Below are 24,397 nucleotides of genomic sequence, written 5' to 3' on the forward strand. Positions count from 1 at the left end.
ACTTAATGAAGAGAAAAACTAATTAAATGGCTAATTTTGGACAAAGATTGTGAGGGGGAAGACATACCCATGCGGAAATTATATTGGTTTCCATTTCTTAGTAGTGTTAGTTTACTTTTCTTGCTAGTTTCAACTGTATCTGCAGAGGACTCGATGTTAGCGAAATCAACCTTTTATGTAGATGGCCAACCATTTGAAAGTCATTATTTAATGCGAGATGGCGAGGTGTATATTCCTTCATTATTCATTAAAGAAACAGGAGCTCAAGTCGACTGGAATGAAGAATATCAGACCGTTTTATTTAAAGGGAATGACCAAACATTTTCAATGCCTCTGGATAAGAAAACATTACTAACATTTAATGAACAGACAAAGAATTGGGAAGAAAAAAAGCTGAAGGCAGGAGCTATACTCTTTGATGACCAAACTTTTGTACCACTTAAAACGGTCATTGAAGAACTAGGCATGACGAGCCATTATGAGCCTCAATCTGCTAAGACCTTTATTCAATCAAATATTGACATACAGCCTAATTACTTTGCCCAAGGTTCAAGAAACAACCGCTTTATCGCTTTAACTTTTGATGATGGTCCAGATACCTATTACACGCCACTTATTCTCGACATTCTAAAAGAAAAAGGCGTACACGCTACCTTTTTTGTTGTTGGCAAGCAAGTTCAAAAGCATCCCGACATTTTGAAACGGATTGTCGAGGAAGGTCACGGCATTGGTAACCATACTTTTAATCACCCCAACTTAACTAAAACCTGGTCAGAGCAAGTTCAACTAGAAATTGAAAAAACACAATCACTGATTCAAGATACAGTAGGCCGCAAACCATCACTTATTCGACCTCCATATGGAGCTTTTACGAAAGCTGATATCGGTCTCTTTAATGACAAAGGGCTTGTTAATGTAATGTGGTCGGTTGATACGTTAGACTGGAGCGGATTACCGGCTGAGGATATTTTGGAAACCGTTTTGACAAACGCTTTTCCAGGTTCTATTGTGCTTCAACATAATTTCCAAGCAGAGGAGCATCAATTAGATGGTTCGCTCGAGGCCCTTCCACAAATGATTGATGAGTTAAAAAAGAGAGGTTACACATTTGTGACGGTGCAGACATTAATGGATTCAGATTAACCACATAAAAAGAAGCACATATTGTCGGACAATATGTGCTTCTTTAGGGTACAATGTACGTGATAGCTACCCTTCAAGGATAAAACACCATTCTGATTCTTAATGGTGGCGAAGATGTGCCTGTTCTTGCTTGGCATTGATGCCTCTTACTCTGGCTTCATTGCCTCGTATTTATATTTGCCTCGCATTGCTCACCATTTTCACAGCTTCAGCGACGTATTTCGATTTACACAGCATTGACTCCTCTGTTTCCTCTCATTGCCGCGTATTTCGGTTTACTCCGCATTGATTCCTCTTTTTTCTGATTCATTGACTGCGTATCCCATTTTACTCAGCATTGGACCCCACTTCTCACAGTTTCATTGCCGCGTTATTCAATTTACTCCGCATTGATCACCATTTTCACGGCTTCATTGAAGCATACCTCGATTCCTTCTACAATTCGCACTTTATCCAGATCATGACCGACATTTATGCTACTGGTTATTCATCTCGTGCTAGTATTTCACCACTTTGAGCATCAACTTTGAATTCGATATCTGAACCATCTTCCAAGCGTAGTTCCACTTCATAAATGTCGACATTATCCTCTTTTTTCAACGTCCAACCCTCTATTTGTCCTTGCTGTTCATCTATAACAACCTGCATAGCCTCATCCGCTTGAATAACAGAGTCTAAGTTTAAGAATTCTGCTTGCACTTCATTCCAATCATTTTGATCGAGTACTTCCTGCTCTTCTTTTAAAACCTCTTCTGTTCGTGCATCTATTTCTAATTCAAACTCATTGGAGGAATTAGCTCCTTTAATCGTATAATATAACGATGTACGATCATTATCTAACTCAATTTCAGTAATACCATCAGGCGAGTATTGCTCATTAAAAATCTCAATAGCTCGCTCCATTGAAACATCAATTTCTTCTGTAAGTAAATCGGGCTTTTCATGAACATCGCTAATACCATCCGTTTCAACATTATCAGTTGGCGTGCGCAAAACTTCATCTTCTGGGTTTGAACAAGCAACTAACATACCACTTACTATCATAAGTAACATAACTTTTTTCATTATTATAAAACCCCTTTTTTCTTTTTAGTCTTCCACACAAACCTAAAATCAAAACATCATAAATACCCATTGATCATAAATTTCTCAATGGGTTTGAAGGGACTTTATAAAAAATATCATTAATGTGTTAGTCTCTTTGTGTAATCATTTCTCCTGTTAATGCATCGATATATTGAATACGATGCCCGGATTTCCGCTCGTATGCTTCATAGACTAGTTTAAATGACTGTTGATTATCTTCTCCGTAATCCAATCTCCACTTTAACTCTACATCTAAATGTTCCATCCATATTTCTTTTGCCTGCTCTTTAGAGATCGTAGGCTGCCTTGGTAAACTCAATAGCTCATCAAGATCAATAGTAGGACTCATATAATGCTCTACTTGACCATTCTTACGATTAATCGAGACCAACATTTCGGAAAGCTCAACAGGAATTTCCGTACCGTTATGCAAAGAAAATAAAAATGTAGCTACTGTTTCCTCATCAACGGATAACAGTTCCTCATCTCGTTCCTTATATAAAAGATAAGGTGTGTATTCTGGGGCATAAAGTTCAATGAATTCAATGGCTTTTTCTAGACACCTCTGCTTATCTAAACACAAGTCCCCTTCTCGTTCTTTAAACCAGACAAAGCTACGTAATCTATCCGTTTTTGGATCCATTATCGCTTTCACCGTTTCTTCTGAACGATTCCTAAAAAAGGTATCAAAACTTTTCGGCTCCTTCACCGGCTGCCATTCTTTATCGCGCCATACGATTCCTTTTCCATCTGCATGGTCGACTTCACGAATGACTTCCATCTCCTCTAAGGAAATACCGACAATCTCTTCTATCGTGACATCCGTCTTTCTCTTCTTTTTGGACCAAACAATGTTCTTTAACTTCTCTTCTCCCTCATCCTCTGACTCTTCCCACCATGACAATTCTGAATGATCCGCATAGATACTAATCGGATATTTTGAAAAACGATAAAGAAGACGTAATGAATCATTGTCGACATGATGCAAGATCGCATATAGTGGAGATATCACTGGTTTTAAAACCACCGAACGAGAAATTTCCTCTAGAACGATTTCCTTATCTACTATATGACTTGGTTTGTCTGGGTAACTGCTCATTTGATTATAAACAAAGCTAACCATTTCACCATCACGAGCTAATTCAATCACAACACCACAGGATTCCAATAAAATGTCATAAGCATATCGTTCATACTCAAATCTAATTCGATCCTCTCTCCACTTTTGACTTGTAAATGTTAGTTCAATGAGGGCTGACGGGTAATGTGTAAGTAATAAAGATTGAGCACGCTCCATTAGCTCCTGCTCATTTAATTGAACCGTAGAGAGAGTTCTTATATCGTTGGACACCCGTAATAGATGACCCTGCCTATCTAACTTAACAATAACGCCATTTTCTTCATGCTCATCCATCCAAATAAAACAAGCCTCATCTAACACATTCTCCACTGTTGGCACTTCTTCAATTAATAATTGATATGAATCTGGAATCTTTATGATAGATTGAGCTTTTTGTAAATAATCGTCATAACTCAACATCTTATGTATCCCCACTCTCACTTTTAAACATTTGGAAGGTTTTATTTTCGAATTGTTTTTCGATAAAATCACCTTTTGTATGTTCAGCAATTACCTTTCTCCAAAATCGTTGTGCTGGTTGATTCGTATTAATTTGGAAAACTTCCCAATCGCCTTCAAACTTTTGAAATAGCTCTAGTGCAACAGCCTTCCCGTACCCTAGATGTCGATATTTTTTCATCATAAAAAATTCGGCTACCGTATAAGTTTTTCGCTCTTTTATATATCGAATCAAAGCAAAACCGATCAAATTACCCTTAGAAGAACTAATTTTAAAAGGGTATCTACCTTCTTCCTGCCAATAGACATGAAGCGGATATTCGGAAAAAAAGCCACTGCTCTCAACGTCTAAATCCATAAATTCCGAAAAATCGTAGAAGTAAAACTGCATTAAATGCTGAAGCATCTCTTCATCTGTTTTTTTTGCTACTTCCAATATATACCCCATTGTCATCCCCTCTTAAATCTTTTGCTTTCATTTTATCATAGCCTTTCATTCATTCTCCTCCTTCATCAACCATAATTATCAAATAATATGTATTTTGATCCTCTTGCTTCATTATTAATTATTTGCTCTTCCTCCCCTACATTAAATTGAATGCCTATTGACGTCTAAAATTGACAGTTGTATGATTCTTCTTAACACATGTCAATTATTGGTGGATATTTAGAAGGGATAAACAAATGAAAAAAAAACAATTTCTTGTCATTGGTTTAGGTCGGTTTGGAACTAGTTTGACAAAAACACTAATTGAAAATAAACATGAGGTATTAGCCATTGATCGGGATATGAACTTAGTTGAAGATATGGCTTCAATCGCCACTCAAGCCTTACAAGGTGATAGCACAGATGAAGATGTTCTTAATGAATTGCAGGTCCAAGAGTTTCACCATGCAATCGTTGCTATTGGTGACAATTTACAAGATAGTATTTTAACGACCCTTTTATTAAAAGAAATGGGCGTACCCAAAATTACCGTAAAGGCTAACTCCGAGATTCATGGGAAAGTATTAACTAAAATTGGAGCGGATCATGTCGTTTATCCTGAAAGGGATATGGCCATTCGCTTAGCTAGACAATTAAGCTCGGATACTTTAGTGGACTATATCGAACTATCACCCGACTATAATGTCTTTGAATTGACAGCTCACTCATCGATGAGAGGGAAAACAATAAGTGAATTAAATATTAGAGCTAAGTATGGATTAACTATTTTGGCAATTAAAAGCGGAAATTCAATGAATGTCTCCCCTAAGGCAGATAACACGATTCAAGATGGTGATATTCTCCTAATGCTTGGAAGTAACCAGGATATCCAACATATGGAGGAGAAATATGGGCGAAAGCGTTAAGTACAAAAAGCATATAAGTCCACCTAGGCTCATTCTGCTTGCTTTTGTACTTTTTATAGCAGTCGGTACACTTTTGCTAAAATTACCTATTTCAGCAGCTGGGGAATCTATAAGCTGGCTCGATGCCTTATTTACAGCAACCTCCGCTGTCTGTGTGAATGGCTTGGCTGTTATCGATACTGGCAGCTCTTTTTCTACCTTTGGGCAAGTGGTTATTATGATTCTCATGCAAATTGGTGGGCTTGGATTTATGACCTTAGGTGTCGTGATTGCTTTATTACTCGGAAAGAAAATCCGATTACGTCAGCAAATTGTTTTACAGCATACAACCCAAGCTACATCTAGAAGAGGACTCTTGCAGCTTAGCTTATACATTTTTTTCATCTCCTTTATTTTTGAATTGATTGCAACGATCATTTTAACCATAAGATGGTCTGCCGATATGGGTTTAGCTCAAGCTAGCTTTTATGCCCTCTTTCATTCTGTATCCGCCTTTAATAATGCTGGTTTCGCATTATGGTCTGACAGCTTAAGCGGTTATATGAGTGACCCTGTCATTAATATGACGATCATGACTTTATTTATTTTCGGTGGTTTAGGTTATATTGTCATTGTTGAGCTTTTTCAGAAGCGTTCATGGAAAAAGTTCTCCTTACATACCAAAATTGTTTTAGCTACATCAGCTGCACTCATTGTGATTGGTTTTGTCTTGCTTTTAGTTCTTGAAAGTTTGAATCCTGAAACATTTCAGAATTTAACTTGGGGAGAACGAATAGCAGCAGCACTTTTTCAAAGTACGACACCACGAAGTGCTGGTTTTAACACGATCGATATTCATAGTATGCTTTCTGCTTCACAACTGATTTTAATTTTTCTCATGTTTATTGGCGCATCTTCTGGGGGAACAGGTGGAGGAATCAAAACGAATACCTTCGTTGTCCTTATATTAGCTACCATTAATACATTCCGGGGTGGTGGACAAATCCACGTATTTCAACGAAAGATTGCCAATGAAACCGTCATGCGTGCACTTGCAGTCGTCATGAGCTCACTCGCCTGCGTTCTTTTTGTAGCCCTATTATTAACGATTACAGAAGGTATGCTAGAAGAGCATTTCCTCGAAGTTCTTTTCGAGGCAACCTCCGCCTTCAGTACTACTGGATTATCGATGGGCTTAACGACTGAGTTATCACCAATTGGCAAAGTAATTGTCTCGATAACGATGTTTGTAGGGCGTCTCGGACCACTAACACTTGCTTATGCATTAGCAACTAAGAAAAAGTCTAATAAAGTTGGTTATCCTGAGGATCATGTATTAATTGGTTAAGCTTTCAAGCTTGCATCATTACCGTTACGTTCAATTTAAAAACCACTGTCTGAGACATCATTGTACAGGCAGTGGTTTTCGTTATTCAATCTCCTTTATTCCATAGGCAGAAATTTGACCTGGGAACGACTCTCGTAAATAATCACCGTAAACTCGAATTGGCTGATTCACACTCAAACTCCTTAAACTACCACTACCTTCAAAGTGCTCATGCTTTGTGACAATAATCGTTGAACTCCCATAGTTTCCTTTAAGAAACCCAGCTACTCGCTTGAAAAAGGGAACAGGCTCCTCACTTATCCACACAGAACTGAATCTTTTCGCCACAACATAACCATTTATTACCAAGGCGTCTTCAGGAATAGCTTCTTCCTTAAACTCTAGTTCACCTTTAAAAAAGAAAGTATCGAAAATAATCATGATACTAACAATACCAACAATCATATAGAACCCCTTTTTGCGAATCAATGATGGCTCACCTCTTCTATTAACTTTTCCATAGTATTCTCTTATTGGCGAACAAATTCCTGCCAGTACAATATTTTTTGGCTACGGACAAGCGCCGTTACTCTGTTGTCCTGCTCCGAATAGTTTAATAGAAAAAGGGGATTTTTCAAATGATTCAATATGTAGCAATTGGCGATTCACTTACCGTAGGAATCGGTTCCTCCCGTAATCGGAATGGTGACTACTTAGGATTTGTAAGACCTTATTCTCAATTTGTTGCAGAAACACTCAATCGACCTGTTCAAATATGTATGATTGCTAAGACAGGCTCGACCACTCAACAACTTTTTAAAATGATTAACTGTAACAAAATGTACGAAAAACAAATATATCAAGCAGACATCATCACTATTACGGCAGGTAGTCGCGACTTTTTAGATGCATTTGAAAAAGCTCAAATCTTTGGTTCATTGGCACCTCTACAGAGTGTGAGCCAACAAGTATTCCACTGTTTACAAGCAATCATTTCCACCATCACTAAAATAAAAAAAATGTGCCCGAAACCTTATATGATCCGAATATTTAATCTATATAACCCTTATGAAAATGTGGCCATTTTTGACTCTATTATCCAAAAATTCAACAAAAGCTTGTATGCGCTTGAATTAAATAAACAAGTACAAATCGTTGATACTTATTCTCTCTTTAAGAGTTATTTACACAACTATCTATCCTGTGATGGTCAGCACCCAAACGATTGTGGCTATCAAGCCATGGCAGAGGCTCTGTTTCTAACAGGCTTCTCCCCATTCTTACCAAGCAAATGTTCATACAAATATTTCATCAAATAAAAAACACATTTCCATGTGGGCAATCTAACACTATTCATTTAATGAACAAAAACTAATTGAATGACGTGCCAACAGTTAAAGTTCCAAACACCACTTTCATCTTTGTTGGTGGTGGAGCAGTTTTGGCTCCACCATGCAGGTTTTTGTATAAAGTTCATTGAGTGATGAACTAAATCTCGCCAAGTTCACTTCCAGTTTTACAGGTTACGACTAATCATTAAGCTCAAGAGCTCATTGTGACATCATGCCCTTCGAGTAACTGACATGTTCAGCCTTTTTGTGTAGTTACTCCAAAGTTTGACATCAGTATCTGCACATTAAACGCCCCTTTATGCTTATTGTACGTGGTTCCGCCTCAGTATCTGCACATTAAACACCTACGTGTCAGTTACTCAAGGAAACCGATGACCAGGCTAACTTCAAGGCACGAACTATCGCCCTAAGTAACTCTCATATAGAATTAGCTAGTCACGCCCATACATCAATCAGTACTAGAGTTTATCATTTGTATCATCTCAACCCGATTACCAAATGGATCTCTAAATTCAAAACGTTTATAGCCAGGAATAGGAATTGAATCTAGCATGTCAATTTTCTTCTTCTTTAAACACGTTTTCCAATACTCGATATCCTCTACCAAATAAGCAATATGTGCTTTGGTATCTAACCTTTCAACACCGTCCTCGGTACCAACATGAACCTCTTGATGACCAGCACTTAGCCAGAATCCCCCTCTACCTTGTAAAGATTCTGGTTTCTCCTTTTCCACTAAGCCTAATACATCACAATAAAAAGCCCGAGCCATTTCCTCTGTTCCTTTTGGTATCGTAATCTGAACATGATGTAGTCCTAGAATCACAATAACTCTCCCTCCTTTTCCAAGCTCTGCTGATAATGACGTTCCAGTACCCTACCCCAATTCGCTCGATTTCCGTACTTTCTTTTCAGCATCGATTTTTCCTCCTAACGTCACCACAATTCAAACCTTAAACATCTTCATTAGGATTGATTGCCCTTGAAATGATTCAATTTGATCGCTATCATCATCTCTGACCAAGAATTTCTTTTTCACTTCTCCTGATGCTTTCAAGAATATATTAGTTAATTCCTTTTTCTTATCAACAGAAACAGACATCTTTTCACACCACGTCTCAAAATGAAAATCCTTTTCAAAACGATGCATTTCCCTTAATTCAAATCCAACTTCCTCTGTCATCCTCAACCATTCCGATTTTTTGTAAGCTCTTTGATGACTATAGTCACGTGCTTTTTCAACCCAGTTGTAAAAGTGATCAAAGTCGTCTTGTTCTGGTGCAACATTATCAATTAATAAAAAAATTCCGCCAGGCTTCAGCACTCGATAAGCTTCTTTTAAAAAGGAGTGGACCTCAGGGAAATGGTGCGCGGCAATTCGGCACGTTATCATATCGAAGACAGCTTCATCAAATGGCAATTCATCTGCACTACCTTCTATAAAACTAACATTCTTAATACCATTACTAGTAATAAAAGACTCAGCAGCTTTTAAAATTTCTTTCGTTAAATCAAGCGCCGTTACATGTTTAACAAGTGGGGCTAAAGCATTGGCTACATGACCACCACCTGTTGCAATATCAAGTACACTCATGTTACTCTTGCACTCGCTAATTTCTAATAACTTACCCAAATCCTTTCCTTTTGCGTGTGATTGACTCGTTACATAGTTTTGAGCATTCTTACCGAATTGTTCCTGCACATCTTTTTTGATTTGTTCGTTATTCATAATCATACTCCTTTCATTTCCACCAACTCTTCCTAGTGTTATTGTACGAAACATGAGAGAATAAGAATAATACAAATTTTCAATACAATACAATAAGAAAAACTTATACAGAAAGGAAATCACCATGAAAATTGATGATTATCGCCTGCTCGTTGCCCTTGAAGAAGCCAAAACCGTACGAGGAGCATCCAAACTTCTGCTTGTTTCACAACCAGCTGTAAGCCAACGTCTTAAAAATATCGAGCAGGAATGGGGAAAAACATTATTCATAAGAACTTCCCAACAACTCCTTATAACTCCAAGTGGAGAAAAGGTTTTACAGTTCGCCCGAAGCGTTGTCGATCAAGAAAAAAAGGTCGCCCTTTCACTCGCTTCAGAATCAGATGAAGTTGGAGGCACGTTGTCTTTAGGTGTCTCCTCCACTGTAGCTCAACATCTATTACCCGTTCTTTTACAGCGATTCTTCCACTCTTATCCCAAGGTACAACTAGAGCTCATGAGTGGTCATTCTAGCGATATTATCCATTCCGTTCACCATTTCCATCTTCAAATCATCCGTGGAGAAAAACCACCTATAGGGGATAGCTTTCTATTACTTAAGGACCCTTTATTTTTAATTGAAAAAAAGTCAAAACCTGAATCGCCAAAACCAATGATAGAATTTCAAACGGACTCTAGCTTTCATTTAATCGTTCAAGAATGGTTAATCAAAAATCCACAATACCTCTCTAAAGCAAAAATAAAAGTCGATCAAATGGAAACCTCCAAGCAGCTCCTTATTAATGGAATTGGTAAAACTGTCCTGCCCGGACTGGCGATGACAGGTCTAAATGAAGAGGAGTATACGTTTATTCCTTTAGAAAAAAAAGGGGAAACGATCTACCGCGAGACATGGGTTTCATATGATGAACATTCCTTACAACTTCCACAAGTTCAAGCATTCTTAACGATGCTGCAAACGTATAAAAAAGAAGGCTTGAGTTTTGAGCAAGTTTGAACCATTTCAAGTAAATATCTGATAAACACCTGAGAAAAAACGCCTGGAAAAATCCTAAGCGTTTTTTCTGCGAATACAGTATTGATGAAAGTATGGCTACTTTTGAGAAAGAGGAAGACTATCAGTTAGAATTTTTTCCTTAATCAAATTCACTTGCTCAATCATATGACCTATGTTACCTTCACCAGCATAGACGGACATATCGAAAAAGTCTTGATTCAAATCAGACCAGTATAATATCTGTTCATCACCTGAAACCGTTACTTCATTATTTAAACGTCCAACATAAACTTCGACATAACATTGATGAAAATAGTATCTAAAATCCATTAAATGATGGAGGGTGATATTTGTTTTAGATATACCTGTTTCCTCAAAGAGTTCCCGGTAAGCAGCTTCTAATCCATCCTCTCCATGTTCAATTTTCCCACCAACTAGATTACTCAAGCCTTTATATGGATTCTTTATTCGCTGCACATTAACAATTCCGTCATACCCTTGTTGCAAACCATTAAAACGTTATACCCTTGCACTCCTTTACCCCTTCTTTCTCCCATTATTCCTTAGGTAATATAGACATCGTGCACCGTGAAACACAGACTAATCGCTCTTGCTCATCTGTTATCTTAATATCCCAAACCATCGTTGATCGACCTTTATGTAGAGGAATTGCCGTTGCTGTTACGATTCCATCCTTTTTACTTCTGAGATGATTCGCATTGATTTCAAGTCCAACGGGATTAAATTTCGTTAAATCAATTTGGATAGCCGTTGCCACACTGGCCGCTGTTTCCGCCAAAGCAACCGAAGCTCCTCCATGTAAAATCCCTGCCGGTTGGTGTGTTTTAGGTCCTACGGGCATCGTCATCACTAAGCGATCAAAGCTAATTTCTGTGAAAGACATTTCAAGTACTTGAGCTAATGTCTCTTTTTTAAGCTGATACATAAATGCAAGAAAACCCTCTTCACTTGATAAGCCATGGAAATCTAGTACCTCTTGTGCAATTTTCAAACAAACCCCTCCTTATTGATGTGGTATTTATGAATTCCCTATTGCAACAGGATTTCCTCTTTTTGTGTGAAAGTTACCCTAAAGGCGATGTGCTCTTCTCCGAAGATCGCTCCGGAATGGGGGCACTCTTTCCGCAGGCGGGCGCTGAGCTAACTTGCTTACGCAAGTTAGCTCAGCCTGCCCTTTCCTCCTGCAGGAGTCGGCCCCCATTCCCTCCGCTAGGGTTCGTACTTACCCATTAATTAGAGCACTTCTCACACAAAAAATCGTATGAAAAGAACAAGAATCAAAATCAAATCGAGAGTATAGTTCCAATTAGGATGCCTAATTTCAAATTGCATGAAGAGCCACCTGTTAAAGAGCAAAACCCTACTTTTTGGTATAAATAAAACTGGGAAAAAAGCCTCTTAAGGACAGTCTATATGACTTATATGAATGAGCATGAGCACGTGGAATTTTTATGAACAAACCAAATCCCTAACTGAATTCAATTAAAAAACCGGATAAATCAAGGTTTATCACGGCTACTTTTATTATTTTATTAAAGGTTTTGTACGTGCTTGCTCTGCGACATTCGAACTTCATCTTTTGTAGGAGAATGAGAAAGGTTCGATGTTGCCAAATATGGACTAAGTAGGAAATTAAGAAAAGTGACGCGAATCGGAATACAAACGCACCAGCTAATCCATAAAATAAAGCTTTTTTCCTTTGTTTATCTGGTAAATGTTTCACAATTGTCGTAATAACTAAAGCATGATCGGCTGCTAAAATACCTTCAAGAGCAACAAGAATTAACAACACCCAATATCAATTAGTAGATTTCTAGTTTTTCCAAAATTATATGAATACATGGTGAACATAGGAAAACTTGGGCACTGTGACTGACTCCGCTTATTTCCCGACAAACTTTGGTTGACGTTTCTCTATAAATGCCTGAATGCCTTCTCGGTGATCCATTGTCCCTCTCATAAGCATTTGCGTCGCATTTTCTTTTTGTATGACCTCATCAAAAGAAGCATCGAAGGACTCATGGATAAGCTGTTTTGAATAAGTAAAGGCTTGCGTTGGTCCATTTGAAATCTCTAAAGCTAATTCAAAAGCACGTTCAAACATTTGCTCTTGCTTCAAGACCTCACTGACAAGCCCTTCCTTTTTTGCCTCTTCAGCATTCAAGTTTACACCTCTTATCATCCACTCTTTTGCCTTAAGTTCTCCGACAATTCTAGGCAAATGATAATGCAACCCTAAATCAGGTACTAAGGCGATATTTTTAAATGATAAGACAAAACGACTTTTTTCCTCAGCTAAAATCAAGTCAGATGCTAAAGCCAAACTAATCCCCGCTCCCGCTATATAACCATGAACAACAGCGATGATAACTTTTTTCATTTTTCTCATGTAAGAAACAATGCCGGTGAAATCATCAATAAGTTGTTTCGTCTCAAGTGGACTCAAGCTATCGTTGGCCATCATTTTGATATCACCACCTGCACAAAATGAGTTCCCTTTTCCTGCTAATACAATGACTTTTATTGAGTCGTCTTCTTCTAGTTCTTTGAACGTATTGGTTAACCCCTTTATTAATTGATGACCAATTGCATTCAGAGATTTTGGCTCGTTTAAATATACAATAGCAATCGCTTCTTTTCTTTCTACAATTACACTCTCACTCATGATATATCCCCCATTTCTTTTCTATCCGACCCAACAGACAGAACGGTCTTTTTAATAGTTTCAACATTTATTATAGAAATTCCTGCTTTTTTGTATGGAAGTTGCTTAGGGATGATAGTTTGTGCCTTGAAGTTAGTTGGGTATCCATCTTAACAGGACAATGCCCCTTTATGAGCGTGCGACTCTGGTGATGGAGTTGCAACAGTGCCAGATTTTTAAATAGTCGCTACTACTTTCATATTTGTTCATGGCGTTGAGGGATTAAGCTCTATAATATTCGTTTTGAAAAAAAGTGACTTATGGGCGATATTATGCAGGAAAATAAAAAATAACAAGGAATACTATGATTTGTATGCATACAGGGAGGTGCGAATTTTTTGAGTAAAGTCGGTCTATATTTAATTTTATTAGTTTTCTTATCATTTTTAATTTTTATGATAATAGGAACATATTTTGATACTAATGATACATATCTTTCATTTATTCTAACAGTCATTGCTATACACTTTATCGTGAGCTATGTATTAGATAATAATAAGAAATAAAATAATCTATTCTCACATCACAGAAAACTTTAGGTAAGAGCTTACTATTTAGGTTAGCATTTTTCAATTATCATTCTTCCTCACTTCCATACGAGTTGTAACATTAGCAAGAAATCGTTATGCTTTGAGAGAAGTTAATTGAACAATAAAGAAAGGGGCATTAAAATGTATAAGCCAAAAACAAAAGAAACAGACCGTAGTGTTGTTGAGTTTATTGAATCTGTTGAGAGCCCTAAAAAACAAGCGGATGCATTTAAGTTACTAGAAATGTATGAAGAAGTATCTGGTTTTGAAGCGAAAATGTGGGGGCCGAGTATTATCGGTTTTGGTTCTTATCACTACCGCTATGAATCAGGCCATGAGGGCGATGCTCCTCTTGCTGGTTTCTCACCTAGAAAAGCCAAGATTAGTCTTTACTTTGCACCCGATGATCCAAATCGAGAGCCTTTATTGGCAGAATTAGGAAAACATACAACAGGAAAATCATGTGTATATATTAATAAACTAGCAGACGTAAATCCTGATGTTATCAAAAAACTCATTTCATCTACAATAGAACACATGAAAAAAAAGTATCCTAATTAACGATTCTCACTTTGTTTCTACTCATTATCTCTTCAAGGTAATTTCATAGGCATGAAACCAGACAATTCAACGAACACTATGTATAATAACCACTATCTTGTTTTTTAGGAGTTGACGTTATGCAAGACTTACGAGGTAAAACAGCCCTTATAACTGGTGCTGGAAGAGGAATTGGACGAGCAACAGCTCTCGCACTTGCTGCTGAAGGTATTCATATTGGACTTATTGGACGAACTATGGAAAAACTTGAGAAAGTGGCAGAAGAGCTTAATCAATATGACATTAACGTATCTGCAGCTGCTGCAGATGTTAGCGATTTAGCAGCTATGGAAGCTGCTTTCAGCCATATTAGAAATGACCTAGGTACAATTGATATTTTAATTAATAATGCCGGAATTGCTAAATTCGGAGGTTTCTTAGACCTATCTCCTGAAGAATGGCAGAGCATTATCGATGTTAACTTAAAAGGGGTTTATAATGCGACTCGACTCGCTTTACCAGAAATGCTCGATAAAAAATCTGGCGATATTATTAACATTAGTTCAACGGCTGGTACAAAGGGAGCTCCTGTAACAAGTGCGTACAGTGCTTCTAAGTTTGCTGTAATGGGTTTAACGGAATCATTAATGCTAGAAGTTCGTAAACATAATGTACGAGTCTCTGCACTAACCCCAAGTACTGTCTCAACAGATTTAGCCTTTGAAAATAACCTAACAGACGGTAACCCAGAAAAAGCCATGCAACCTGAAGACTTAGCCGAGTTAATCGTAGCTCAATTAAAGCTTCATCCACGCGTATTCCTGAAAACCGCTGGATTGTGGGCGACGAATCCATAATAAAGTACTAAAATCCTAGCCTGACTCTCTAAGATGGAGGATCAGGCTTTTTCATGAGCGTGACACTACTTGACCTACTCGTTTAAGGATTCATTCAGGACTTTGACCGATTTAACGACCATTTAAGCTCTTCCATACTTATTTTCTTTGTCCTCATACACTTTTGACTACAACTCCCTCCCTCACTTCACAACACCTTATGTTGTTGCCTTCACACTCCTTTAACTACTAATCCCCATACTTGACACCTCTCCTCTTATACCCTTCGCCTTTCTTTGTTCAACTAATAATCAACATTATTCCCCGTCATAGATAATTTTGTAAAATAACAAAATGTCGAACAATTCTATTTACTTCGCTCTCCGAAATGTTTATGATGTTTTTATCCTATAATAAAATATCTAAGGAGGCTTTATCATGTCAAAACGCCCTATCACTATTGAAGATTTATGTAAACTGACCTTTGTAGGAAATCCAGTAGTTTCTCCCAAAAAAGATAAAATCGTCTATGTGCGCACAGTCGTTGACCAAGAAAAAGACGGCTATGCTTCCTCGCTCTATTTAGTAGACTTAGAAGGGAACGAGATCCCATTAACTACATATTTTTCAAAAGATACCTTAATTAAAGATACGAGTCCAAAGTGGTCTCCAGATGGGCAATCAGTGGCTTTCCTCTCTAATCGTACGGGCAAGAATCAAGTATGGAAAATTTCCACTTTAGGCGGTGAAGCCATTGCTTTAACCGATGTTGACCAAGGTATATCTAACTTTGAGTTCTCACCAGATGGACAATCACTCGCTTTAACGATTTCTGGGGAGTGGCCAAATGAGGACAAAAAGGAAGATCAGAAAGAAGAAAGTGACGTCAAAGTCATTACAAGACTTCGTTATAAAGCGGATGGAGTAGGCATCCTTAGTGATAAGCGGAATCACATTTATCTCTATGACCTCAAACAAAATAGCTATACAAAACTAACAGAAGGTGAGTATGACTTTTCACAGCCACGTTTCTCTAGTAATGGTACTGGCTTGTTTTATGTGGCTACAAAAGCGGCAGATAAAGAGTGGGGTTACCTCCCTTCTATTTGGTATTATGATCTATCAACGAAAACAGAAAAAAATCTATATGAAGGTAAAGGAACAACAGCTGCCCCTTCTGTTTCACCAGACGGGAAGTGGCTAGCTTTTATTGGTCATACTCGTGGTGAGAGAAGCCAAGGTAACAATGAAGTTCTTCTCCTTTCATTAGAAACTGGTAAACTATCAAGGTTAACAAAAGACTTTGATTATACGGTAGGTAATCTTGTCGGCATTGATGCCCGTTATGACTCGGGGGACTTCCGATTAATTTGGGATGAAACAAGTGAAGGTATATATTTTAGTGCAACGATTGGTGGCGACTGTTTATTATTTAAAGTCGATTTACACGGGCACGTATCTAAACCACTTACTCCAGCACCAGCTTCTATCACCTCGTTTGATCTTATCAATCAAAAAATAGCAATTGCTGTTATCGAGACGCCGACTGAGACTGGTAAACTTGTAAAAATCAACCTTGAATCGCAAACCCTTGAACAAAATTTGAGCCATTGGAATCAAACATTTTTTGAAGAAGTATTTATAAGCGAACCAGAACCATTCACTTATCAAAGTACAGATGAAAAGGAAATAGAGGGGTGGCTTCTTAAACCGTATGGATTTAAGGCAGGAAAAAAATACCCTCTCATCTTACAGATACATGGTGGTCCAGCAACAGCATATGGTAACGGTTTACATCATGAGATGCAAGTCATGGCAGCAAAAGGGTATCTCGTCCTTTATACAAATCCTCGTGGTAGTCAAGGCTACGGCCATGACTTCGTTAATGCCGTTATTGGTGATTACGGCGGTATGGACTATGCTGATATTATCGCTGGACTTGATTATGCCCTCGAACATTACAATTTTATTGATAAAGAACAATTATTCGTAACTGGAGGAAGCTATGGAGGTTATATGACTAATGTCATCGTGACACGTACGAATCGTTTCAAAGCGGCTGTTACCCAACGTAGTATTTGTAACTGGCATAGCTTTTACGGAACAAGTGACATCGGTTTCTTCTTTACTGAATGGCAGCATGGACATGCCGACCTATGGAATGATTATGAACGTTTAATAAAATTATCGCCGCTCCATTATGCTCGTAATGTCAAAACACCGATACTCATTTTACACAGCGAACAAGATTTACGCTGTCCAATGGAACAGGCGGAGCAGTGGTATATTGCCTTAAAACGACTTGGTGTCGAAACGAAATTTGTCCGCTTTCCAGATGAAAACCATGACTTATCTCGCTCCGGCAAACCGAAACACCGTTTAAAAAGGTTAGAACACTTGATTGGGTGGTTTTTGGACCGCACGGCTAACTAAGCAAAAAAACCGCTAATTTTAAAGCAACATTCAAAATTAGCGGTTTTTATACTATTAATAAAAGCGCCAAAAACTTGTTAGCAAAAGTGAACCTATTATGACTAACAAAAATAATAATCTACATAATGTAAAGAGAGCTTCATTCCGATTAGACGTATATCTCCACTCGATCCGTGCTCTGAAACCTTCAATGACAATAATAAAGAGAGCAAAAATGAACAAAGGCTCAACCGTCCACATTTGCTCATCCTCTCCCAATGAAATGTTTAGAACTAATACAAAAAGCATGGAGATTATAAAAAATACTCTAATTCTAGATTCAATCTTCTTATGTTTTTCATTCACATGCTTCTCAGAAAAAAAGCCTCTCTCTACTCTGAGCCATTTCTTCATAAGCCAATGAAAAACATACATTAATACGAGCGATCCCACGATTACGATAAAAAGCTCTGTCAAAAACATGAATTCTTCCTTCATTCCATCCACCGAAATCCTTATATATTAACATGATGATATAATTATCTTCTTATATCGTTCAAAGCTTTCATTCTACAATATCCACCAACATGTAATTTAACTAAATTGTTCCAATTGCAAGAAATGTTCACCTGCAACAATTCCCGCTCCAAGAACGACACCCTTTTGTTTTAAAGTTGAGTATTTTAAAATTTGATTTTCTTCTTGGTGACAATATTGGCTCAATTTAAGCTCAAATTCTAATTTTAATTTTGGGAAATACTCAAAAAAGTGACCGGCTATCACGACGATTTTAGGATCATACGTTGTAAAGATATTACCTATTCCAATCGCTAAATAGGTAATCGCTTGGTTCATAATCGATCTTGCTAATGGATGTTTCTCTTCATAACGGATAACTAAATCTTCTACAGTTGCTACATCCATACCCATCTTTGCCTGTTGTATAAGTGACCGTTCAGAAATATAAGAAGCTAGACATCCTACCTTTCCACATTTACAAATATGACCATTTGGATTAACTATACTATGGCCAATCTCTCCTGCCTTATTTGAACTTCCACGATAAATGTCACCGTTAATAAAAACAGATGACCCAATACCAGACCCAATACCAACCAGAATCATCGTATCCCCATCATCCATTTGCTCCACATTCTTTTCAGCCATTACCTGCATCTTTAATTCATTGTCTACAACCGTAGGTAAACCTGTTTTTTCATAGAGGAATTTAGTCATTTCTATATGATCCCACAAAAGTTGATCAGAATGGACGACACGACCATTTTTTTCGTCAATATAACCAGGCAAGCCAACCCCTATACCTAGCACCCTCTTTTTATCAATATTATTTTCTATTAAAATTGACTCAATCAATTGAATAGTTACGTTTAAGGCACCAGCTGAATTCTCTCTCACTTGATAAGGGTGCTCCTTTAAATGTTCTAGTTCACCCTTTAAATTAATCATACCAATTCGAATGATCTTCATATCATATTCAATTCCGATCGAATAGCGGGCCAAACGATTAATTTGCAAAAAAACTGCATTTCTACCAACGGTTTTAGTTGCATTTTCCCGCTCGTAAATCAAATCTTCTGATATTAATTCATTCACAATCCGATTAATTGATGTCGCACTCATTTTCGTTATTTTAACAATATCAGGCTTGGTAATTGGTTCTTTTGTTTTGATAATCTCATATACCCAGTGTTTGTTCTGATGCTTAATATATAATTGATCATGCTTCAACATCCTTACTCTCCTTCATTCCATATTATCTCTATTTATTATATAGGAAATAAATCCCTAAATATAGTAAAAGGTACATGCCTTTATAGGTCATGTACCTCCATGTCAACTATGATTTTACTTCGTCTTTTTGTCCCACTCCTTGATAAATACCTTCAATCATTTTCATCAATTCTACACCATCCTCAATCGGGGCTGGTGAAGGTCCATTTGATTGAATCGCTCCAATGAAGGCATTAATTTGATTTTGGAAAGCTCCATCAAAATCAAATGTTGATTGATTAATTTGTGGATCAATATTAATGATCGTATTATTCTCTTCCGTTACGAGTGTTAAATGAGGCTCGAGCTCTGCTCCCCCTTTTGTACCAAAAAGCTGTAAAGCAATTTGGTCCTTCTTAAGATGTAAGGAATAAGAGGTATCAACCATTAATGAACTGCCATTTTCAAAGGTAATCAAGGCGTTCGCTAAGTCTTCCACTGAGTTGACGGATGCATCATAGTCAGCCGTTTTATAAAAGTCTAAGTTCTGGATGTTTGAACGGTTTCCGATCGATGAATATACGTGACCCGTGACTGATTTCACCTTTGGTCTGCCCATCAAATACCAGCAAGCATCAATAATGTGAACGCCTAAATCAATTAATGGACCACCACCAGAACGCTCTTTATCCGCAAACCACCCACCCGGGTTACCAATTCTTCTTAATAAAGAAGCTTTTGCATAATAAATATCTCCTAATTTACCTTGATCTATAAAAGCTTTAAGTACCTGTGCATTTTCTGCAAATCTTCTGACGTAGCCGACTTGTAACATTACGTTACTGTTATCCACAGCCGCTTTAATTTCTTCTGCTTCTTTTACCGTCATCGCTACCGGTTTTTCTACAAGCACATGTTTCCCAGCTCTGATAGCAGCTATCGCTAATTCAGCGTGTGTATGATTCCACGTACAAATACTAACTGCCTCAACATTCGGATCGGCAAACACTTCGTCTGCATTCATATACACTTTTTGAATCTTATATTTCGTTGCGACCGTATGAGCTCTTTCTTTATTCACATCACATACACCGTAAAGCTCAGCCTCTGGATTGGCTATATAGGATTTAGCATGCATATCCGAAATCGTACCTAGACCAATAATCACTACCTTTATCATCAATTACTTCACTCCTTGAATAACTGTTTTCCAACCTTCGACGGTTACTTCATCCCAAAGTCTTTTCACATTATTCATCCCTATACGAGAACCAACAAAACAATCTTCCATCCCTTCAAATTCAACAACGATGTAACCGTCATAGTTATTCTCTTTTAAAAGTCGAATAATTTCTCGTATCGGTAACTCACCGTGTCCAACGATAGCCCCTCGTAAATAATTATCATTGACAGTACGGAACCATTCACCTTCGCCTGGATTTTCATAATAAGGCCTAATATAAAAATCTTTAAAATGAACCGTCGCAGCATCCGAAAGGTTTTTCTTCACCCCTACTAATGGATCCTCATCTGCACAAAGGAAATTACCGATATCTAATGTCGTTTTAAAATTCTCTCGTTGAACAGCACGTAAAACACGTTGAACACGATCGCTTGATTGTACATTAAAACCGTGATTCTCTATCGTTGTCACCATCCCGTATTGCTGTGCATAATCAGCAACTAACTGACTGCCTCTTACAATTTCATCAAAATGGTCATCAAAATAGTGAACCGTCGTGTGTTCTTTTGGTAAAGTAAAGGCTGTGACATCATGACGTAAAACTTTAATTCCCATATGATTTACGACATCAATATGACCTTTAATGCGAGCTACTTCTTCTTGAAATTCCTCCTCCGTCGCCTGAATAAAATTCGCAGGCATACAATAAGCAGAAAGTTCAATGCCAACACTTGCCGCTTTTTCTTTAATTTGTGTCGCTAATTCCCAATTATCAACCACCGTATATCCATAAGGGACAAGCTCCATATGCTCTCCACCATTATCAGCCACCCATTGAATAGCCTCTAAAATCGTCAAATCCCCTGCATTGATTGCTTTTACTAAACTATAAGAGCTTAAACCTACTTTCATTTCTTACACTCTCCTTTTTCCTTGTATTTATCTATCAATAACTTCTAACAATTAGTTATGACAACTGATTGTTAGGGTAAAAACCTTTGATAAATGGCTGATCTAAAGTTTAATTTTTTTATAGCCCAACCTAATCAAATAAATGACAGGATACCTTTTGTTGGACTTCACTCAAGTGAGGTGACTTGCTTTTACAAACATCCATCACATATGGACATCTTGTATGAAATGTACAACCTGATGGTGGATTTACAGGACTAGGTAAATCACCTCTTAATACAATTCTCTCTCTTTTTTTAGAACGGTCACCAATAACAGGAACAGCAGACAATAAGGCTTTTGTGTATGGGTGCTTCGGGTTTTGAAATACTTCCTCCTTTAAACCCATTTCTACGATCTTACCTAGGTACATAACTGCTACTCGATCACTTATATGCTCCACAACACTTAAATCATGTGAGATAAACAAATAAGCCAACTGAAATTCTGACTGCAACTCTTTAAAGAGGTTTAATATTTGTGATTGAATGGATACATCTAATGCAGATACTGGTTCATCGGCAATAATAAGATCTGGCTTTAAGATTAATGCTCTAGCAATGCCAATTCTTTGTCGTTGCCCTCCGCTAAATTGATGCGGATATTTATAAGCAGAAAGTTTACTTAAACCAACGATATCTAGTATGTCAAAAATCATTTTTTCCTTTTCTTTTCTCGATAACTTCATATGCACATCTACCGGTTCAGCCAGAATATCCATGACCTTCATGCGTGGATTTAAGGATGCATACGGGTCCTGAAACACCATTTGAACTCTTCGATTAAAAGGCTTTAATTGCTTTTTATTTAAGTCGGACAACTTCTGATTTTCTAACCAGACTTCACCTGTATCCGGCGTTATCAATTGGCTTAATAATCGACCGGTTGTTGATTTACCACATCCACTTTCCCCTACTAAGCTAAAAGTCTCTCCTTTATAAATCGTTAAAGAAATATCAGAAACTGCTTGTAGTAATGCTTTTTTCTTAAGAGGACCTCGATTTAATTCAAACGTTTTACTTATAGATTTAACCTCTAATAATCGTTCAGTCATCTTGGTCCTCCTCATATAACCAGCAGCTGCAACGTCCGCCTTTCTCATCAGTCATTAGTGGAGGTTCCTTTTCACTACATATCGACATCACCTTGTGACATCTCGGAGCAAACTTACAGCCTTTTGGCATCTGAGAAGGCGGCGGGACTTGACCAGGAATACTAAACAGACTATCAATTTTTTCTCCTAATTGTGGAATTGACCGAATCAGACCTTGTGTGTATGGATGCTTAGGATTGTCAAATAATGCATCTACTTGAGCCTCCTCCACAATACGACCTGCATACATAACAATGACACGGTCACACATTTCTGATACAACACCTAAATCATGGGTAATGAGCAAAATCGACATGCCCAAATCCGTCTGTATTTCCTTCATTAACTCTAAAATTTGAGCTTGGATTGTCACATCTAATGCCGTTGTTGGTTCATCGGCAATAAGAAGCTCTGGATTGCAAGCCAATGCGATTGAAATCATAACCCGCTGACGCATGCCCCCAGATAGTTGATGTGGGTACTCATTCAACACTTCCTCTGCTCTTGAAATCCCTACTTTCTTTAACATCGTAACGGCATGTTTTTTTGCTTCTTTTTTACCATGTGAAGTATGTAATCGAATGACCTCTGTAATTTGTTCCCCTATTTTCATCACTGGATTAAGTGACGTCATTGGTTCTTGAAAAATCATCGAAATTTGTTTACCACGTAGTTTTCTCAGTTTTGCTTCATTATAGTTTGAAATCACTTCATTTTTATATTTAATTGAGCCAGAACGAATCGAACCTGTTGTCCCCTTAAATAATTTCATAATCGATAAAGAAGTAACACTTTTTCCACTGCCACTTTCACCAACTAACCCAACGATCTCCCCTTTTTGAACATGGAAGCTAATATCGTGAATGACTGTGAGGGGTTGATCATTTTGTATAAATTGAGCTGTGACATGCTCCACTTCTAACAAATTCTCCATCTCCACTCCCCCTTAAGAAGACTTCGGGTCAAATACATCCCGTAAACCATCTCCCACAAGATTAAATGCAAGCACTGTTAAAAACAAAATTAATCCTGGGAACAAAACAACATGTGAAGCACTACTAATATAATCCCTACCCATACTAAGCATCGCTCCCCAATCTGGCGTTTCCGGACTTGCTCCTAGACCTAAAAAGCTTAAGGTTGCAGCTGCTAGAATCGCATTTCCCATTCTCATCGAGCAAAACACAAGTAATTCACCCATACTACTAGGTAAAATATGCTTCCAAATAATTCGATAACTTGATGCACCAATTGACTGTGCTGCTTCAACGTATTCTGCTTGCTTCGCTTCAAGTGCAGCTCCTCGTACTAATCTAGCAAAGCTTGGTACAGAAAAGATAGAAAGAGCAATGACGACATTTATTAATCCTGGTCCTAAAATCGCGATGATTGCAATCGCCAGTAAAATATCAGGAAATGCAAACATAATGTCACTCCCTCGCATGATGAACCTATCTAATCTGCCCCCAAAATAGCCACTGATTAGACCAAGAAACGTTCCAATAATTCCACCTGCAAGAATCGAGATTAACCCTACACCAAGTGAAATTTTAGTACCAACGATCAAACGACTAAATATATCCCGTCCATATTCATCTGTCCCGGCAAAGTTTTCCGTAGTTGGACCACTTAAAATATTGCTATAGTTTGGCTCATATGGATCATGTGGCGCTAACCAATTCCCCAAAATAGCTACAAATACTAATAATAAAATAAATAAACTCGCTATAAATGCAACCCTTTGCTTACACCATTTTTTCCAAAACTGTTTTAAAGGTGAATACGAAGGGGATTCTTGATAGGATACGTTTGAATGGTTTGGCTCCATTTGTATTTGACTCATTCTTAACC

General features: G+C 37.7%; 24 protein-coding genes and 1 pseudogene. 8 read left to right on the forward strand and 17 right to left on the reverse strand.

Going from position 1 to position 24,397, the window contains the following annotated elements; all coding sequences use genetic code 11:
* Positions 1 to 69 precede the first annotated feature (69 nt).
* Positions 70 to 1,143 (forward strand): polysaccharide deacetylase family protein, encoded by a 1,074-nt coding sequence (locus tag PQ479_RS08880; protein WP_047989861.1) that lies wholly within the window; start codon positions 70 to 72, stop codon positions 1,141 to 1,143.
* A 483-nt stretch (positions 1,144 to 1,626) separates the two neighbouring features.
* On the opposite strand, the gene PQ479_RS08885 is transcribed toward PQ479_RS08880, so the two are convergent.
* The 3 genes from PQ479_RS08885 to PQ479_RS08895 form a co-directional block, all read right to left on the reverse strand.
* On the reverse strand, positions 1,627 to 2,208 hold the full coding sequence (locus PQ479_RS08885) for a PepSY domain-containing protein (RefSeq protein WP_047989862.1): 582 nt from the start codon (positions 2,206 to 2,208) through the stop codon (positions 1,627 to 1,629).
* 127 nt (positions 2,209 to 2,335) lie between these two features.
* Positions 2,336 to 3,769, reverse strand: coding sequence for a YcdB/YcdC domain-containing protein (locus PQ479_RS08890; RefSeq protein ID WP_047989863.1), 1,434 nt, complete (start codon positions 3,767 to 3,769; stop codon positions 2,336 to 2,338).
* Between the two features lies 1 nt (position 3,770).
* Positions 3,771 to 4,256 (reverse strand): GNAT family N-acetyltransferase, encoded by a 486-nt coding sequence (locus PQ479_RS08895; RefSeq protein WP_047989864.1) that lies wholly within the window; start codon positions 4,254 to 4,256, stop codon positions 3,771 to 3,773.
* 236 nt (positions 4,257 to 4,492) lie between these two features.
* Here PQ479_RS08895 and PQ479_RS08900 point away from each other — a divergent pair, with 236 nt between their 5' ends.
* Positions 4,493 to 5,161, forward strand: a complete 669-nt coding sequence (locus PQ479_RS08900; protein ID WP_047989865.1) for a potassium channel family protein — start codon at positions 4,493 to 4,495, stop codon at positions 5,159 to 5,161.
* Positions 5,145 to 6,488: a TrkH family potassium uptake protein gene (locus tag PQ479_RS08905; RefSeq protein WP_047989866.1), complete on the forward strand. Its 1,344-nt coding sequence runs from the start codon at positions 5,145 to 5,147 to the stop codon at positions 6,486 to 6,488. Before PQ479_RS08900 ends, PQ479_RS08905 begins: the two co-directional genes overlap by 17 nt.
* An 81-nt stretch (positions 6,489 to 6,569) precedes the next feature.
* Here PQ479_RS08905 and PQ479_RS08910 read toward each other — a convergent pair whose 3' ends face one another.
* Positions 6,570 to 6,956: a hypothetical protein gene (locus PQ479_RS08910; RefSeq protein ID WP_273716938.1), complete on the reverse strand. Its 387-nt coding sequence runs from the start codon at positions 6,954 to 6,956 to the stop codon at positions 6,570 to 6,572.
* A gap of 149 nt (positions 6,957 to 7,105) precedes the next feature.
* Here PQ479_RS08910 and PQ479_RS08915 point away from each other — a divergent pair, with 149 nt between their 5' ends.
* Positions 7,106 to 7,786 carry an SGNH/GDSL hydrolase family protein gene (locus tag PQ479_RS08915; RefSeq protein ID WP_047989868.1) on the forward strand — a complete coding sequence of 227 codons (681 nt, stop codon included), beginning with the start codon at positions 7,106 to 7,108 and terminating at the stop codon, positions 7,784 to 7,786.
* 481 nt (positions 7,787 to 8,267) lie between these two features.
* Here PQ479_RS08915 and PQ479_RS08920 read toward each other — a convergent pair whose 3' ends face one another.
* Together PQ479_RS08920 and PQ479_RS08925 are read right to left on the reverse strand one after the other, a co-directional pair.
* Positions 8,268 to 8,645 (reverse strand): VOC family protein, encoded by a 378-nt coding sequence (locus tag PQ479_RS08920; protein ID WP_047989869.1) that lies wholly within the window; start codon positions 8,643 to 8,645, stop codon positions 8,268 to 8,270.
* A gap of 120 nt (positions 8,646 to 8,765) precedes the next feature.
* A complete protein-coding gene (locus PQ479_RS08925; RefSeq protein ID WP_273716939.1) occupies positions 8,766 to 9,548 on the reverse strand; it encodes a class I SAM-dependent methyltransferase in 783 nt (260 codons plus the stop codon).
* Positions 9,549 to 9,672: 124 nt separating this feature from the next.
* Here PQ479_RS08925 and PQ479_RS08930 point away from each other — a divergent pair, with 124 nt between their 5' ends.
* Positions 9,673 to 10,545 (forward strand): LysR family transcriptional regulator, encoded by an 873-nt coding sequence (locus tag PQ479_RS08930; protein ID WP_047989871.1) that lies wholly within the window; start codon positions 9,673 to 9,675, stop codon positions 10,543 to 10,545.
* Between the two features lie 96 nt (positions 10,546 to 10,641).
* Here the strand turns inward: PQ479_RS08930 and PQ479_RS08935 are convergent, their stop codons facing one another.
* The 4 genes and pseudogenes from PQ479_RS08935 to PQ479_RS08950 all read right to left on the reverse strand — a co-directional run bounded on the left by PQ479_RS08935 (position 10,642) and on the right by PQ479_RS08950 (position 13,231).
* Positions 10,642 to 11,022 carry an NUDIX hydrolase gene (locus PQ479_RS08935; protein WP_273716940.1) on the reverse strand — a complete coding sequence of 127 codons (381 nt, stop codon included), beginning with the start codon at positions 11,020 to 11,022 and terminating at the stop codon, positions 10,642 to 10,644.
* Positions 11,023 to 11,101: 79 nt separating this feature from the next.
* Positions 11,102 to 11,491, reverse strand: coding sequence for a PaaI family thioesterase (locus PQ479_RS08940; RefSeq protein WP_047990100.1), 390 nt, complete (start codon positions 11,489 to 11,491; stop codon positions 11,102 to 11,104).
* A 681-nt stretch (positions 11,492 to 12,172) separates the two neighbouring features.
* Positions 12,173 to 12,358: pseudogene (locus PQ479_RS08945) on the reverse strand (TerC family protein); the annotation flags it as partial.
* 90 nt (positions 12,359 to 12,448) lie between these two features.
* Positions 12,449 to 13,231: an enoyl-CoA hydratase/isomerase family protein gene (locus tag PQ479_RS08950; protein ID WP_047989873.1), complete on the reverse strand. Its 783-nt coding sequence runs from the start codon at positions 13,229 to 13,231 to the stop codon at positions 12,449 to 12,451.
* A gap of 710 nt (positions 13,232 to 13,941) precedes the next feature.
* On the opposite strand from PQ479_RS08950, the gene PQ479_RS08955 reads away from it, so the two are divergent.
* The 3 genes from PQ479_RS08955 to PQ479_RS08965 all read left to right on the forward strand — a co-directional run bounded on the left by PQ479_RS08955 (position 13,942) and on the right by PQ479_RS08965 (position 17,609).
* Complete coding sequence (locus PQ479_RS08955; protein ID WP_047989874.1) at positions 13,942 to 14,361, forward strand: DUF1801 domain-containing protein; 420 nt, start codon at positions 13,942 to 13,944, stop codon at positions 14,359 to 14,361.
* 119 nt (positions 14,362 to 14,480) lie between these two features.
* Positions 14,481 to 15,197: a 3-ketoacyl-ACP reductase gene (locus PQ479_RS08960; RefSeq protein WP_047989875.1), complete on the forward strand. Its 717-nt coding sequence runs from the start codon at positions 14,481 to 14,483 to the stop codon at positions 15,195 to 15,197.
* A gap of 417 nt (positions 15,198 to 15,614) precedes the next feature.
* Positions 15,615 to 17,609, forward strand: coding sequence for a S9 family peptidase (locus PQ479_RS08965; RefSeq protein ID WP_047989876.1), 1,995 nt, complete (start codon positions 15,615 to 15,617; stop codon positions 17,607 to 17,609).
* 54 nt (positions 17,610 to 17,663) lie between these two features.
* Here PQ479_RS08965 and PQ479_RS08970 read toward each other — a convergent pair whose 3' ends face one another.
* From PQ479_RS08970 to PQ479_RS09000, 7 genes are all read right to left on the reverse strand, one after another.
* Positions 17,664 to 18,086: a DUF4181 domain-containing protein gene (locus tag PQ479_RS08970; RefSeq protein WP_047989877.1), complete on the reverse strand. Its 423-nt coding sequence runs from the start codon at positions 18,084 to 18,086 to the stop codon at positions 17,664 to 17,666.
* 96 nt (positions 18,087 to 18,182) lie between these two features.
* Positions 18,183 to 19,340, reverse strand: coding sequence for an ROK family transcriptional regulator (locus PQ479_RS08975; protein ID WP_047989878.1), 1,158 nt, complete (start codon positions 19,338 to 19,340; stop codon positions 18,183 to 18,185).
* Positions 19,341 to 19,446: 106 nt separating this feature from the next.
* Positions 19,447 to 20,499, reverse strand: coding sequence for a Gfo/Idh/MocA family protein (locus tag PQ479_RS08980; RefSeq protein ID WP_047990101.1), 1,053 nt, complete (start codon positions 20,497 to 20,499; stop codon positions 19,447 to 19,449).
* 3 nt (positions 20,500 to 20,502) lie between these two features.
* Positions 20,503 to 21,414, reverse strand: a complete 912-nt coding sequence (locus PQ479_RS08985) for a sugar phosphate isomerase/epimerase family protein (protein ID WP_047989879.1) — start codon at positions 21,412 to 21,414, stop codon at positions 20,503 to 20,505.
* 130 nt (positions 21,415 to 21,544) lie between these two features.
* Positions 21,545 to 22,507: an ABC transporter ATP-binding protein gene (locus tag PQ479_RS08990; RefSeq protein ID WP_273716941.1), complete on the reverse strand. Its 963-nt coding sequence runs from the start codon at positions 22,505 to 22,507 to the stop codon at positions 21,545 to 21,547.
* Complete coding sequence (locus PQ479_RS08995; protein WP_047989881.1) at positions 22,500 to 23,480, reverse strand: ABC transporter ATP-binding protein; 981 nt, start codon at positions 23,478 to 23,480, stop codon at positions 22,500 to 22,502. The genes PQ479_RS08990 and PQ479_RS08995 overlap by 8 nt, the downstream gene beginning before the upstream one ends.
* Positions 23,481 to 23,492: 12 nt before the next feature.
* The gene (locus PQ479_RS09000) at positions 23,493 to 24,389 is read right to left on the reverse strand and encodes an ABC transporter permease (RefSeq protein WP_083991322.1); all 897 of its coding nucleotides are present in this window, start codon (positions 24,387 to 24,389) and stop codon (positions 23,493 to 23,495) included.
* Between the last annotated feature and the right edge of the window lie 8 nt (positions 24,390 to 24,397).

Origin of the sequence: Alkalihalobacillus pseudalcaliphilus, from assembly GCF_028610675.1 — a bacterium.
Classification (GTDB): domain Bacteria; phylum Bacillota; class Bacilli; order Bacillales; family Bacillaceae_D; genus Alkalihalobacillus; species Alkalihalobacillus pseudalcaliphilus.

What these genes read in the sequence shown, in the direction of transcription:
- PQ479_RS08880 (WP_047989861.1), top strand. Translation starts at nt 70, where the DNA reads ATGCGGAAATTATATTGGTTTCCATTTCTTAGTAGTGTTAGTTTACTT.
- PQ479_RS08885 (WP_047989862.1), bottom strand. Translation starts at nt 2,208, where the DNA reads ATGAAAAAAGTTATGTTACTTATGATAGTAAGTGGTATGTTAGTTGCT.
- PQ479_RS08890 (WP_047989863.1), bottom strand. Translation starts at nt 3,769, where the DNA reads ATGTTGAGTTATGACGATTATTTACAAAAAGCTCAATCTATCATAAAG.
- PQ479_RS08895 (WP_047989864.1), bottom strand. Translation starts at nt 4,256, where the DNA reads ATGGGGTATATATTGGAAGTAGCAAAAAAAACAGATGAAGAGATGCTT.
- PQ479_RS08900 (WP_047989865.1), top strand. Translation starts at nt 4,493, where the DNA reads ATGAAAAAAAAACAATTTCTTGTCATTGGTTTAGGTCGGTTTGGAACT.
- PQ479_RS08905 (WP_047989866.1), top strand. Translation starts at nt 5,145, where the DNA reads ATGGGCGAAAGCGTTAAGTACAAAAAGCATATAAGTCCACCTAGGCTC.
- PQ479_RS08915 (WP_047989868.1), top strand. Translation starts at nt 7,106, where the DNA reads ATGATTCAATATGTAGCAATTGGCGATTCACTTACCGTAGGAATCGGT.
- PQ479_RS08925 (WP_273716939.1), bottom strand. Translation starts at nt 9,548, where the DNA reads ATGAATAACGAACAAATCAAAAAAGATGTGCAGGAACAATTCGGTAAG.
- PQ479_RS08930 (WP_047989871.1), top strand. Translation starts at nt 9,673, where the DNA reads ATGAAAATTGATGATTATCGCCTGCTCGTTGCCCTTGAAGAAGCCAAA.
- PQ479_RS08940 (WP_047990100.1), bottom strand. Translation starts at nt 11,491, where the DNA reads ATGTATCAGCTTAAAAAAGAGACATTAGCTCAAGTACTTGAAATGTCT.
- PQ479_RS08950 (WP_047989873.1), bottom strand. Translation starts at nt 13,231, where the DNA reads ATGAGTGAGAGTGTAATTGTAGAAAGAAAAGAAGCGATTGCTATTGTA.
- PQ479_RS08955 (WP_047989874.1), top strand. Translation starts at nt 13,942, where the DNA reads ATGTATAAGCCAAAAACAAAAGAAACAGACCGTAGTGTTGTTGAGTTT.
- PQ479_RS08960 (WP_047989875.1), top strand. Translation starts at nt 14,481, where the DNA reads ATGCAAGACTTACGAGGTAAAACAGCCCTTATAACTGGTGCTGGAAGA.
- PQ479_RS08965 (WP_047989876.1), top strand. Translation starts at nt 15,615, where the DNA reads ATGTCAAAACGCCCTATCACTATTGAAGATTTATGTAAACTGACCTTT.
- PQ479_RS08970 (WP_047989877.1), bottom strand. Translation starts at nt 18,086, where the DNA reads ATGAAGGAAGAATTCATGTTTTTGACAGAGCTTTTTATCGTAATCGTG.
- PQ479_RS08975 (WP_047989878.1), bottom strand. Translation starts at nt 19,340, where the DNA reads ATGTTGAAGCATGATCAATTATATATTAAGCATCAGAACAAACACTGG.
- PQ479_RS08980 (WP_047990101.1), bottom strand. Translation starts at nt 20,499, where the DNA reads ATGATAAAGGTAGTGATTATTGGTCTAGGTACGATTTCGGATATGCAT.
- PQ479_RS08985 (WP_047989879.1), bottom strand. Translation starts at nt 21,414, where the DNA reads ATGAAAGTAGGTTTAAGCTCTTATAGTTTAGTAAAAGCAATCAATGCA.
- PQ479_RS08990 (WP_273716941.1), bottom strand. Translation starts at nt 22,507, where the DNA reads ATGACTGAACGATTATTAGAGGTTAAATCTATAAGTAAAACGTTTGAA.
- PQ479_RS08995 (WP_047989881.1), bottom strand. Translation starts at nt 23,480, where the DNA reads ATGGAGAATTTGTTAGAAGTGGAGCATGTCACAGCTCAATTTATACAA.
- PQ479_RS09000 (WP_083991322.1), bottom strand. Translation starts at nt 24,389, where the DNA reads ATGAGTCAAATACAAATGGAGCCAAACCATTCAAACGTATCCTATCAA.